The organism is Salmonella sp. SA15303, from assembly GCF_029962125.1.
GTDB lineage: Bacteria > Pseudomonadota > Gammaproteobacteria > Enterobacterales > Enterobacteriaceae > Salmonella > Salmonella enterica.
Window position 1 is genome coordinate 4,347,718 of the sequence record NZ_CP123924.1, and the last position, 12,713, is coordinate 4,360,430.

Genomic DNA, 12,713 nt, shown 5'->3' on the forward strand with positions numbered 1-12,713 from the left:
AGTTTTTGGGACAAAATGGCGTAAAAAGCAGAGTATTCGGCCTGATAGTCAGGCTACGCTCTACAATATCGACGGATTCTGTGTCCGGATTCCCGGTTTCCTCCCGGCTAAAGGGGCATAATTCTGATAATTCAGGAAATGGAGTGACGATGAGTACGCAAGCAATATCCCTCCTCCCGCCCGACCCGCACATGTGCAACGGCGATGAAAAGCAAACCCGTAGCCCGCTGTCGCTCTATTCCGAATATCAACGACTGGACGTTGAACTGAGGCCGCCGCACAGAATGGCCAGCAGTCACTGGCATGGGCAAGTAGAAGTGAATGTTCCGTTTGACGGCGATGTGGAGTATTTAATCAACAATGAAGTCGTGCAGATAAAGCAGGGGCATATCACCCTGTTTTGGGCCTGTACGCCACACCAGCTTACCCGCCCCGGCAACTGCCGCCAGATGGCGATTTTCAGTTTGCCGATGCACCTGTTTCTCTCCTGGCCGCTGGATCGCGATCTTATCAACCATGTCACGCACGGGATGGTGGTTAAATCACTGGCGACCCAGCAGCTTAGCACCTTTGAAGTGTTGCGCTGGCAGCAGGAAACAAGCAGCCCGAATGAGCAAATTCGCCAGTTGGCGATCGATGAAATCGGCCTGATGCTTAAACGCTTTAGCCTTTCCGGCTGGCAACCCATTTTGCTCAATAAAACATCACGCACCCACAAGAATAGCGTCTCACGCCATGCGCAGTTTTACGTAAGCCAGATGCTGGGATTTATTGCCGATAACTACGATCAGGCGCTCACCATTAACGACGTCGCGGAGCATGTCAAACTCAATGCTAACTACGCGATGGGGATATTCCAGCGGGTTATGCAATTGACGATGAAGCAGTACATCACGGCGATGCGCATCAATCACGTACGTGCCTTATTGAGCGATACTGACAAAACGATCCTCGATGTCGCTCTGACTGCCGGGTTCCGATCCAGCAGCCGTTTTTACAGTACTTTTAGCAAATTTGTCGGTATGTCGCCGCAACAATACCGCAAGCTAAGCCAGCAACGACGCCAGACGATGCCCGGCTAAAGCCGGATACCACTATCAGCCAAAAAAATAATTCACCTGTCGATAAACGGCGGGTGAAATCGCTCGCTATCAATAATTAACCCTTTGTTTATTAAACAATAATACTAATAACTGACCATTATTCCATCACTTTACACCCCCTATTTGACGGGGTAATACTTGCCCACGTCACATTCATACGGCGGGTCGGCAAGGCGTAAATTGCACGGCCTCCACAACCGGGTAAAAGATGATGAAAGTATTAATTGTTGAAAGTGAGTTTCTGCATCAGGACACCTGGGTTGGCAACGCGGTTGAGCGTCTGGCAGATGCCTTGAGCCAACAAAATGTTACCGTCATTAAATCGACATCCTTCGATGACGGCTATGCCATCTTGTCCGCGAACGAAGCCATTGACTGTCTGATGTTTAGCTACCAAATGGAACAACCGGATGAGCACCTGAGCGTCAGGCAATTGATCGGTAAGCTTCACGAGCGTCAGCAAAACGTGCCCGTTTTCCTGTTAGGCGACAGGGAAAAAGCGACGGCATCGCTGGACCGCGACCTGCTGGAGCTTGTCGATGAATTCGCCTGGATTCTGGAAGACACCGCTGACTTTATCGCCGGACGCGCCGTTGCCGCCATGACCCGGTATCGCCAGCAACTGTTACCGCCGCTGTTTAACGCGTTGATGAAATACAGCGACATTCATGAATATTCATGGGCGGCGCCGGGACACCAGGGCGGCGTCGGTTTCACTAAAACGCCTGCCGGTCGCTTTTATCACGATTATTATGGCGAAAACCTGTTCCGCAGCGATATGGGGATTGAGCGTACCACGCTCGGTTCACTCCTCGACCATACCGGCGCGTTTGGCGAAAGCGAGAAAAACGCCGCCCGCGTATTCGGTGCTGACCGCTCCTGGTCCGTGGTTGTCGGGACCTCCGGTTCTAACCGTACTATTATGCAGGCCTGTATGACGGATAATGATGTCGTTGTACTGGATCGTAACTGCCATAAATCCATCGAGCAGGGGCTGATCCTCACCGGGGCCAAACCGGTATATATGGTGCCAAGCCGTAACCGTTACGGCATTATCGGGCCAATCTACCCGCAGGAAATGCAGCCTGAAACCTTGCAGAAAAAAATCAGCGCCAGCCCGCTGACCAAAACCAAAGTCGGACAGAAACCGTCTTACAGCGTGGTGACCAACTGTACCTATGACGGCGTATGCTATAACGCCAAAGAGGCGCAGGATCTGCTGGCAAAAACCAGCGATCGCATTCACTTCGACGAAGCATGGTACGGCTATGCGCGCTTCAACCCGATTTATTGCGATCACTACGCGATGCGCGGCGAGCCAGGCGACCATAACGGTCCGACCGTGTTTGCCACCCACTCCACGCACAAACTACTGAATGCGCTTTCACAAGCTTCCTACATTCACGTCCGTGAAGGCCGTGGCGCGGTGAATTTCTCCCGCTTCAACCAGGCATATATGATGCATGCCACCACCTCTCCGTTATATGCCATCTGCGCATCCAACGATGTGGCGGTATCGATGATGGACGGTAACAGCGGTCTGTCCCTGACTCAAGAGGTGATTGACGAAGCGGTTGATTTCCGTCAGGCGATGGCGCGTCTTTATAAAGAGTTTACCGATGAAGGCGACTGGTTCTTTAAACCGTGGAATAAAGACGTCGTCACCGATCCACAAACCGGTAAAACGTATGACTTCGCCGACGCGCCGGCAAAACTGCTGACCACTGACCAGAACTGCTGGGTCATGCGCCCCGGAGAAACCTGGCACGGCTTTAAAGACCTGCCGGATAACTGGAGTATGCTGGACCCGATTAAAGTCAGTATCCTGGCGCCGGGTATGGGCGACGATGGCGAACTGGAAGCATCCGGCGTACCTGCTGCGCTGGTCACAGCATGGCTTGGCCGCCACGGTATCGTGCCGACCCGCACCACCGACTTTCAGATTATGTTCCTGTTCTCTATGGGGGTAACTCGCGGGAAATGGGGAACGCTGATCAACACGCTGTGCTCCTTCAAACATCATTACGACGCGAATACGCCGCTGGCGCAGGTGATGCCGGAACTGGTGCAGGATTATCCTGACACTTACGCGAACATGGGTATTCATGACCTGGGCGATAAAATGTTTGCCTGGCTACGTGAAAATAACCCGGGCGCCCGTCTCAACGCCGCCTATTCCACCCTGCCGGTTGCGGAGATTACCCCGCGCGACGCCTACAACGCGATTGTGAACAACAATATTGAAATGGTGGCGATTGAAAATCTACCGGGTCGCATTGCGGCGAACTCCGTTATTCCTTACCCGCCAGGCATCCCGATGCTGCTCTCCGGCGAAAACTTTGGCGATGAAAACAGTCCGCAGGTGGGTTACTTACGCTCACTGCAATCCTGGGATCATCACTTCCCTGGCTTTGAGCATGAAACCGAAGGCACGGAAATTATTGATGGCGTATATCACGTTATGTGCGTGAAAGCCTAATCACAAAGAGTCTTTTTTTTGAGGATGGCATGTATTCCCTGAGTATTGCTGCAAAACAATAATACTGTCATACCTTTTTGCGCGGGCCCCATCCCGCGCTTTTTTTATACAAAAATGACAAGTTTCCACTCGCGTACAACTTTTTGTACACCCTAATTCATCGTACAAATATTGTAATATTATTCAGGAAAGTTATTTTAGTGCAGTTTCAATTCATCACACAATTGACTCAGTCCCCGTTATCTCTCCCGTTTGGCGAGATCCGGTATTTTATGTTCATATTCCAGGAGTTCGGGTATGAGGATTTGCAGCAACGAACCTTGCATAGTGTTATTAACCGAAAAAGATACATGGTTACGAGTAAATGGTAAGGAGCCAATCAGCTTAAAAGCGAATCATATGGCCATTCTGGCTTGTGAAAATAACGTTATTGACATTTCATCATTAAATAGCGTGCTAGTAATACAAGTGAGTCGCAATAATATTAAAGACTATTTACAATTCCTGAATAAAGATCTCTCACACCTTCCCGTCTGGCAACGCAACGCCGATCCCTTATTGACCGCCAACTGTCTGACGCCGGATATCTTCAGGGTCGCCGCCCGCTACAGCGCGATGGAAACACCGGATGAAATTGTTAGTGAACGTACCCGTGCGCTCCTTTTCACCGTTTTATCCCGCTTTCTTGACCACAAAAAATTTATTTCTTTGTTAATGCACATGCTACGCAGCCGCATCAGTGACAGCGTTTACCACATCATTCAGAGCGATATTCATAAAGACTGGAATCTGAGCGCCGTTGCCAGCTGCCTGTGCCTGAGTCCAAGCTTGTTAAAGAAAAAGCTCAAAAACGAGAATACCAGTTATAGCCAAATAATCACGACCTGCCGAATGCGTTATGCCGTAAACCAATTATTAATGGACGGGAAGAATATCTCTCAAGTCTCACAGCTGTGTGGGTATAACAGCACATCATACTTTATTTCCGTGTTTAAAGAGTTTTATGGTATGACCCCCCTGCATTATGTTAGCCAACATCGGGAACGATCGGCTGCCTAATTTTTCTACACTCAACGATAAGACACGATAATAGCAGCATTGGCGATAACCCGTCTCCGACATAATTCAGCGGCATTCTGAGGGGGTATGATACGACGTAATTTATCGTAACGAAGTCACCTTTTCAGGAGTCCAAATTATGTCTTCGGATGCTGATGCTCACAAAGTGGGCCTAATCCCCGTCACCTTAATGGTATCGGGGAATATTATGGGTTCAGGGGTATTCTTACTCCCTGCCAACCTGGCGGCCACTGGCGGGATTGCAATCTACGGATGGCTGGTCACTATCATCGGCGCCCTGGCGCTGTCGATGGTTTATGCCAAAATGTCGTCCTTAGATCCCAGTCCCGGCGGTTCTTATGCCTACGCACGCCGCTGCTTCGGGCCGTTTTTGGGCTATCAAACGAACGTGCTGTACTGGCTGGCATGCTGGATCGGTAATATCGCGATGGTCGTTATCGGCGTCGGCTATCTGAGCTATTTCTTCCCGATTCTGAAAGATCCGCTGGTATTAACGCTTACCTGCGTCGCGGTGCTGTGGATTTTTGTTCTGCTGAACATCGTCGGGCCGAAAATGATTACCCGCGTACAGGCCGTCGCCACCGTACTGGCGCTGGTGCCTATCGTAGGGATTGCGGTCTTCGGCTGGTTCTGGTTTAAAGGCGAAACCTATATGGCGGCCTGGAACGTGAGCGGCATGAATACCTTCGGCGCGATTCAAAGCACGTTGAACGTTACGCTGTGGTCATTCATCGGGGTAGAAAGTGCCTCCGTTGCGGCCGGTGTGGTCAAAAACCCGAAACGCAATGTGCCTATCGCCACCATCGGCGGGGTACTGATCGCCGCCGTCTGCTATGTGCTCTCCACAACGGCGATTATGGGGATGATCCCCAACGCGGCGCTGCGCGTGTCGGCATCGCCTTTCGGTGACGCGGCGCGTATGGCGCTGGGCGATACCGCAGGGGCTATTGTTTCCTTCTGTGCGGCAGCGGGTTGCCTGGGCTCTCTCGGCGGCTGGACGCTGCTTGCCGGTCAAACCGCAAAAGCGGCGGCGGACGATGGTCTCTTCCCGCCGATCTTCGCGCGGGTTAATAAAGCCGGTACGCCAGTGGCTGGGTTGCTTATCGTCGGCGTGCTGATGACTATCTTCCAGTTCAGCAGTATGTCGCCGAACGCCGCGAAAGAGTTTGGTCTGGTCTCCTCCGTGTCGGTTATCTTCACCCTGGTGCCTTATCTTTACACCTGTGCCGCGCTGTTACTGTTGGGCCACGGTCACTTTGGTAAAGCGCGCCCGCTGTATCTGCTGATTACCTTCGTCGCGTTTGTGTATTGCATCTGGGCGGTCATCGGTTCCGGCGCCAAAGAAGTGATGTGGTCGTTCGTCACGTTGATGGTGATCACCGCGCTGTATGCGTTGAACTACAACCGCATTCACAAAAACCCGTATCCGCTGGATGCGCCGGTTAAACAGGATTGACCACGTGTAGTTAATGTTATCGCAACAGGCCGGATAGCGCAGGTTATCCGGCCGCCACCAACATTAAGTTCTTAAGGTTCACTTAATTTTACTTTGTCACGATTAGCGTCACCGAATCGATGGACGCATCAACATGTTAAAGCGCTTTCTTAAAAGACCTGTTCTTGGGCAAATCGCCTGGCTTCTGCTTTTTTCCTTTTATATTGCCGTCTGCCTGAACATTGCGTTCTACAAGCAGGTACTACAAGACCTACCGTTAAACTCGCTGCGCAATGTACTGGTGTTTATTTCCATGCCGGTCGTCGCGTTTAGCGTGGTCAATAGTGTGCTGACGCTGGCCTCATTTATTTGGCTAAACCGACTGCTGGCCTGCGTTTTTATTCTGGTCGGCGCTGCCGCGCAGTATTTTATTTTGACTTACGGCATCATCATCGATCGCTCCATGATCGCCAATATGATGGATACCACGCCCGCGGAAACCTTTGCGCTGATGACGCCGCAAATGGTGCTGACGCTGGGATTAAGCGGCGTTCTGGCAGCCGTGATTGCCTTCTGGGTCAAAATCCGTCCGGCGACGCCGCGCTTACGTAGCGGGCTTTACCGCCTGGCCAGCGTCCTGATCTCTATTTTATTAGTTATTCTGGTCGCCGCCTTTTTCTATAAAGATTACGCCTCGTTATTTCGAAATAATAAACAGTTGATCAAAGCGTTAAGCCCATCGAACAGTATTGTCGCCAGTTGGTCATGGTATTCGCATCAACGGCTGGCGAATTTGCCGCTGGTACGCATTGGCGAGGATGCCCATCGCAATCCATTAATGCTGAAAGGCGATCGCAAAAACCTGACGATTCTCATCGTTGGCGAAACCTCGCGCGGCGATGATTTCTCTCTTGGCGGCTATCCGCGCGACACCAATCCGCGGCTGGCGAAAGACGATGTGATCTATTTCCCGCATACCACCTCTTGCGGTACGGCGACCGCGATCTCCGTTCCCTGCATGTTTTCTGATATGCCGCGCAAACATTATGACGAAGAGCTGGCGCATCACCAGGAAGGGCTACTGGATATTATCCAGCGCGCGGGGATTAACGTACTGTGGAATGATAATGACGGCGGCTGTAAAGGCGCATGCGATCGCGTTCCGCATCAAAATGTCACCGAGCTAAACCTGCCCGGACAATGTATCGACGGCGAGTGCTACGATGAAGTGTTATTTCACGGTCTGGAAGACTATATCGACCATTTGAAAGGCGATGGCGTTATTGTATTACATACCATCGGCAGCCACGGCCCAACCTATTACAACCGTTATCCACCGCAGTTTAAAAAATTTACCCCAACCTGTGACACGAACGAAATTCAGAACTGTTCCCAACAGCAGTTGATCAACACCTATGATAATACCGTGCTGTACGTGGACTATATTGTAGATAAAGCCATTAACCTGCTGAAATCTCATCAGGATAAATTCACCACCAGCCTGGTCTATCTTTCCGATCACGGCGAATCATTGGGTGAAAATGGCGTTTATTTACACGGTCTGCCGTATTCCATTGCGCCGGATACGCAAAAACATGTCCCGATGCTCATTTGGCTTTCTAAAGATTATCAACAGCGTTATCAGGTGGATCAGGCCTGCCTGCAAAAACGGGCGAGCACGCTGGATTATTCACAGGACAATCTTTTCTCAACCATGCTGGGATTAACCGGCGTACAAACGACGTATTACCAGGCCGCAGATGATATTCTGCAACCGTGCAGGAGACTAAGCGAATGAAGATACTGATTGTTGAAGACGACACGCTATTATTACAGGGGTTAATACTCGCCGCGCAAACCGAAGGCTATGCGTGTGATGGCGTTTCGACAGCGCGTGCCGCCGAGCATAGTCTGGAGTCTGGTCATTACAGTCTGATGGTGCTGGATTTAGGGCTACCCGATGAGGATGGCCTGCATTTCCTGACGCGAATCCGACAGAAAAAATACACCCTGCCGGTACTCATTCTGACCGCCCGCGATACGCTCAACGATCGCATTACCGGGCTGGATGTCGGCGCAGATGATTATCTGGTTAAACCCTTCGCCCTGGAGGAGTTGCACGCCCGCATCCGCGCGCTGCTGCGCCGCCATAATAATCAGGGTGAAAGTGAACTGACGGTTGGCAATCTGACGCTCAATATAGGCCGCCATCAGGCATGGAGGGATGGACAGGAACTGACCCTGACGCCTAAGGAGTACGCGTTGCTCTCACGGTTGATGCTCAAGGCAGGCAGTCCGGTGCACCGGGAAATTCTTTATAACGATATCTACAACTGGGATAACGAACCCTCGACCAACACTCTGGAAGTGCATATACATAATTTGCGCGACAAAGTCGGCAAGTCGCGCATTCGCACGGTTCGCGGGTTTGGCTACATGCTGGTTGCCACTGAGGAAAGCTAAGTGAGCCTGATGCGTTTTCAGCGAAGAGCGATGACCCTTCGCCAGCGTTTAATGCTGACAATTGGTCTTATTCTGCTGGTGTTCCAGTTAATCAGTACCTTCTGGTTATGGCATGAAAGCACTGAGCAAATCCAATTGTTCGAGCAGGCGCTGCGGGATAATCGCAACAACGATCGCCATATCATGCACGAAATTCGCGAGGCGGTCGCCAGCCTGATCGTCCCCGGCGTATTTATGGTTAGCCTGACGCTGCTAATTTGTTACCAGGCGGTACGGCGTATTACCCGTCCGCTCGCCGAACTGCAAAAAGAGCTGGAAGCGCGGACGGCGGATAATCTGGCGCCGATCGCCATTCACAGCTCCACGCTTGAGATTGAGTCCGTCGTCTCGGCGATCAATCAACTGGTTACGCGTTTGACCACCACGCTCGACAATGAACGCCTTTTTACCGCCGATGTGGCCCATGAGCTACGCACGCCGCTGTCGGGGGTGCGTTTGCATCTGGAATTATTGTCAAAAACCCACAATGTTGATGTCGCGCCGCTTATCGCCCGTCTTGACCAGATGATGGATAGCGTCTCCCAGCTTCTGCAACTGGCGCGCGTAGGCCAGTCATTCTCTTCCGGGAATTATCAGGAAGTAAAACTGCTGGAAGATGTGATCCTCCCCTCCTACGATGAGCTGAACACCATGCTGGAAACGCGCCAGCAAACTCTGTTGCTGCCGGAAAGCGCGGCGGACGTGGTGGTGCGCGGTGATGCGACGTTACTGCGTATGCTGTTGCGAAATCTGGTGGAAAACGCGCATCGCTATAGCCCTGAAGGAACCCATATCACTATCCACATTAGCGCCGACCCCGACGCTATTATGGCGGTCGAAGACGAGGGGCCGGGTATTGATGAAAGCAAATGCGGGAAGCTAAGCGAAGCGTTCGTGCGGATGGACAGCCGTTATGGCGGAATTGGCCTGGGGCTGAGTATCGTCAGCCGCATCACCCAGCTACATCAGGGACAGTTTTTCCTGCAAAACCGTACGGAAAGAACAGGCACCCGTGCCTGGGTGCTGTTGAAAAAGGCATAACAGGCGTTTAATACGTCGTGACCCACACATAGATAAAACTGCTGACAATCAGCACACTACACAGGGTCGTCAAACTTTTATAAATATAGCTTTTCATGACGCTCTCCTCCAAAGGTATGGAGGAGAGTATGCCCGCGAGAGATTAAGCGAACCTTAAGCGCGAAATTTATTCATCGATACGCGGATGTTGCTGTACCAGACGCGAACGTTTGACCTGCAGCTCCGCAATTTCCTGATCGATGTCGTCGATTTTCTGCTCAATATTATCGTAATGCTCGCCCAGAATTTCCTTCGCTTCCTGGATGTCCGACGCCGCTGGCGTTGCGCCTTTTAACGGACGATTGGCCGTTTCTTTCATGGAAATACCGGTAATCAAGCCTATCACCGCGATGACCATCAAATAATACGCCGGCATCATCAGATCCTGCGAGCTTTCCACCAGCCAGGCCGCCAGCGTTGGCGTCAGACCGGCAATCAATACAGAGATATTAAAAGCCGCCGCCAGCGCGCTATAACGAATATGCGTCGGAAACATCGCCGGCAATGTCGAGGCCATCACCCCGGTAAAGCAGTTCAGAATCACCGCCAGCATCAACAAACCTGCAAAAATCAGGCCAATAACGTTACTGTTAATCAGGATGAAGGCCGGGATCGCCAGCGCGAACAGCGCAATGCTGCCCATAATCACAAATGGACGTCGACCGAAACGGTCGCTCAGCAGCCCCATCACCGGCTGCACAAACAGCATCCCGATCATAATGGCGATGATAATCAACACGCCGTGATCTTCAGAATAGTGCAGGTTATGCGACAGGTAGCTCGGCATGTAGGTGAGCAGCATGTAGTAGGTCACGTTGGTGGCAATCACCAGACCGATACATGACAACAGGCTACGCCAGTGTTTGGTGGCAATCTCTTTAAAGGAGACTTTCGGCCCATCCTGCAACCCTTCGCGGTCGCCCTGCTCCAGTTTATCCACGTGCTGCTGAAACGCTGGCGTCTCCTCCAGCGCATGGCGTAAGTAGAGACCAATAATCCCCAATGGCAGGGCGATAAAGAACGGAATACGCCAGCCCCACTCAAGGAAATTCTCCTCGCCGACAATCGTCGAGATCAAGACCACCACGCCCGCGCCCAGCACGAATCCGGCGATAGAACCAAAATCCAGCCAGCTTCCCATAAATCCGCGTTTACGATCCGGCGAATATTCCGCGACAAAGATCGACGCGCCGGTATATTCCCCGCCAACCGAGAAGCCCTGCGCCATTTTACACAGCAACAACAGTATTGGCGCCCAGATACCGATCGTCGCGTAAGAGGGGATTAACCCGATACAGAAGGTACTGATCGACATAATCACAATCGTGATCGCCAGGATCTTCTGGCGCCCGTATTTATCGCCGAGCATACCAAAGAATAACCCGCCGAGCGGACGAATCAGGAAGGGAACGGAAAACGTGGCCAGCGCGGCAATCATCTGGACGCTGGGATCGGCGCCGGGGAAAAAGACTTTACCCAACGCGTAGGCAACAAATCCATAAACACCAAAATCAAACCACTCCATCGCGTTGCCCAGCGAGGCGGCGGTAATCGCTTTGCGAAGTTTACCATCATCAATGATGGTCACATCGCCCAGTGTAATCGGTTTTATTTTTTTCCTTTTCAGCATAGCTGTCCTCATAGGCTAAGCCCTGTAGCGCTATATACGGCGGGCACTGGCATACCGCGCCAGCGTCGCCGTCGAGCGGAGGGAGGGGCGCGAACGCTATCCCTCATACAAGCGTAGCAGGTTTACTTACACTGTCCGGTTACGGACTGTACAACCGAACCTGTTGACGCCTGAATGGGCAGTTAATGACCTTTTTACCCTAACAGGGTTTAAATATGTGATCAACTTCACACATATATGTCAATTCGGTCAAAAGGTGTAAATAAGGACGCCCTAATGCGCTGTGGTGACAGTAAAAAAGCGGTTATTCGAGTGTAAACCATTGCTGACTGGCGTGGCGCAGACCCTTTTATAAAAGCGGCAATAGTCCCGACAACGCTAAGGATTTTGTGTATAATTGCGGCCTTTTTCGGCGATCTGCCATTTTTGGGCGCGTTTGCCCCCGCTGACTTTTTGAGGATACCAACATGTCATTACCCCACTGCCCGCAATGTAACTCCGAATATACCTACGAAGATAACGGCATGTTCATCTGCCCGGAATGCGCTCACGAATGGAACGATGCGGAACCCGCTCAGGAGAGCGATGAGCTGATTGTCAAAGACGCCAACGGCAACCTGCTGGCAGACGGCGATAGCGTCACCATCGTGAAAGATCTGAAAGTAAAAGGCAGCTCTTCCATGCTGAAAATCGGCACCAAAGTGAAGAACATTCGTCTGGTTGAAGGCGACCATAACATCGACTGCAAAATCGATGGTTTTGGCCCGATGAAACTGAAATCCGAGTTCGTGAAAAAGAACTGATTTACCGTGTCATTGCCCGGTAGCGCCTTGCTTACCGGGCCTGAGCGGCCCTGCCACCGACAATATTGTGCCAATTTCGAACTACACTTAACGAGCATCTCTTACCTGAGGTAACCATCATGCCGTTAAGTCCCTATCTCTCTTTTGCCGGCAACTGTGCCGACGCCATCGCGTATTATCAACAAACGTTAGGCGCAGAACTGCTTTATAAACTCAGCTTCGGTGAAATGCCCCCCTCGGCGGCGGATAACGAAGAGGGCTGCCCGTCAGGAATGCGCTTTCCCGATACTGCTATCGCCCACGCCAACATGCGCATTGCTGGCAGCGATATCATGATGAGTGATGCCAGCCCGTCGGGAAGGGCGCATTATTCCGGCTTTACGCTGGTGCTTGATACCCAGGATGTAGCAGAAGGGAAGCGCTGGTTTGATAACCTTGCCGCACAAGGGCAAATCGAAATGGACTGGCAGGAGACTTTCTGGGCGCAGGGTTTCGGCAAGGTCAGCGATCGTTTCGGGGTGCCGTGGATGATTAACGTGGTTAAACATCAGCCTGCCACCTAACTCCCCGGGAGGCTCGCCCTCCCCCTTGCCATCAGATT

11 protein-coding genes are annotated in these 12,713 nt (G+C 51.7%); 9 read left to right on the forward strand and 2 right to left on the reverse strand.

Translation table 11 applies throughout. From position 1 onward, the window contains the following. Positions 1 to 149 precede the first annotated feature (149 nt). The 7 genes from melR to pmrB all read left to right on the forward strand — a co-directional run bounded on the left by melR (position 150) and on the right by pmrB (position 9,640). The gene (gene melR, locus QEN31_RS21355) at positions 150 to 1,082 is read left to right on the forward strand and encodes a transcriptional regulator MelR (RefSeq protein WP_000106992.1); all 933 of its coding nucleotides are present in this window, start codon (positions 150 to 152) and stop codon (positions 1,080 to 1,082) included. Between the two features lie 232 nt (positions 1,083 to 1,314). After that, positions 1,315 to 3,582 (forward strand): arginine decarboxylase, encoded by a 2,268-nt coding sequence (gene adiA / locus QEN31_RS21360; protein WP_089082062.1) that lies wholly within the window; start codon positions 1,315 to 1,317, stop codon positions 3,580 to 3,582. Positions 3,583 to 3,879: 297 nt separating this feature from the next. Further along, a complete protein-coding gene (locus tag QEN31_RS21365; protein ID WP_001217075.1) occupies positions 3,880 to 4,641 on the forward strand; it encodes an AraC family transcriptional regulator in 762 nt (253 codons plus the stop codon). A 139-nt stretch (positions 4,642 to 4,780) separates the two neighbouring features. Continuing rightward, positions 4,781 to 6,118 (forward strand): arginine/agmatine antiporter, encoded by a 1,338-nt coding sequence (gene adiC / locus QEN31_RS21370; RefSeq protein WP_000093130.1) that lies wholly within the window; start codon positions 4,781 to 4,783, stop codon positions 6,116 to 6,118. Positions 6,119 to 6,251: 133 nt separating this feature from the next. After that, positions 6,252 to 7,895, forward strand: coding sequence for a phosphoethanolamine transferase EptA (gene eptA, locus QEN31_RS21375; protein ID WP_000919290.1), 1,644 nt, complete (start codon positions 6,252 to 6,254; stop codon positions 7,893 to 7,895). Then, the gene (gene pmrA / locus QEN31_RS21380; RefSeq protein ID WP_000697899.1) at positions 7,892 to 8,560 is read left to right on the forward strand and encodes a two-component system response regulator PmrA; all 669 of its coding nucleotides are present in this window, start codon (positions 7,892 to 7,894) and stop codon (positions 8,558 to 8,560) included. Before eptA ends, pmrA begins: the two co-directional genes overlap by 4 nt. Before the next feature lie 9 nt (positions 8,561 to 8,569). Further along, a complete protein-coding gene (pmrB, locus tag QEN31_RS21385) occupies positions 8,570 to 9,640 on the forward strand; it encodes a two-component system sensor histidine kinase PmrB (RefSeq protein ID WP_001212189.1) in 1,071 nt (356 codons plus the stop codon). A 7-nt stretch (positions 9,641 to 9,647) separates the two neighbouring features. On the opposite strand, the gene pmrR is transcribed toward pmrB, so the two are convergent. After that, on the reverse strand, positions 9,648 to 9,737 hold the full coding sequence (gene pmrR / locus QEN31_RS21390) for an LpxT activity modulator PmrR (RefSeq protein ID WP_000844399.1): 90 nt from the start codon (positions 9,735 to 9,737) through the stop codon (positions 9,648 to 9,650). Between the two features lie 69 nt (positions 9,738 to 9,806). Next, a complete protein-coding gene (gene proP, locus QEN31_RS21395) occupies positions 9,807 to 11,309 on the reverse strand; it encodes a glycine betaine/L-proline transporter ProP (protein WP_000919710.1) in 1,503 nt (500 codons plus the stop codon). Positions 11,310 to 11,776: 467 nt separating this feature from the next. Here proP and QEN31_RS21400 point away from each other — a divergent pair, with 467 nt between their 5' ends. Continuing rightward, the gene (locus tag QEN31_RS21400; protein ID WP_000056482.1) at positions 11,777 to 12,112 is read left to right on the forward strand and encodes a zinc ribbon domain-containing protein YjdM; all 336 of its coding nucleotides are present in this window, start codon (positions 11,777 to 11,779) and stop codon (positions 12,110 to 12,112) included. 119 nt (positions 12,113 to 12,231) lie between these two features. After that, positions 12,232 to 12,675, forward strand: a complete 444-nt coding sequence (yjdN, locus tag QEN31_RS21405; RefSeq protein WP_001131303.1) for a VOC family metalloprotein YjdN — start codon at positions 12,232 to 12,234, stop codon at positions 12,673 to 12,675. The last annotated feature ends 38 nt before the right edge of the window (positions 12,676 to 12,713 follow it).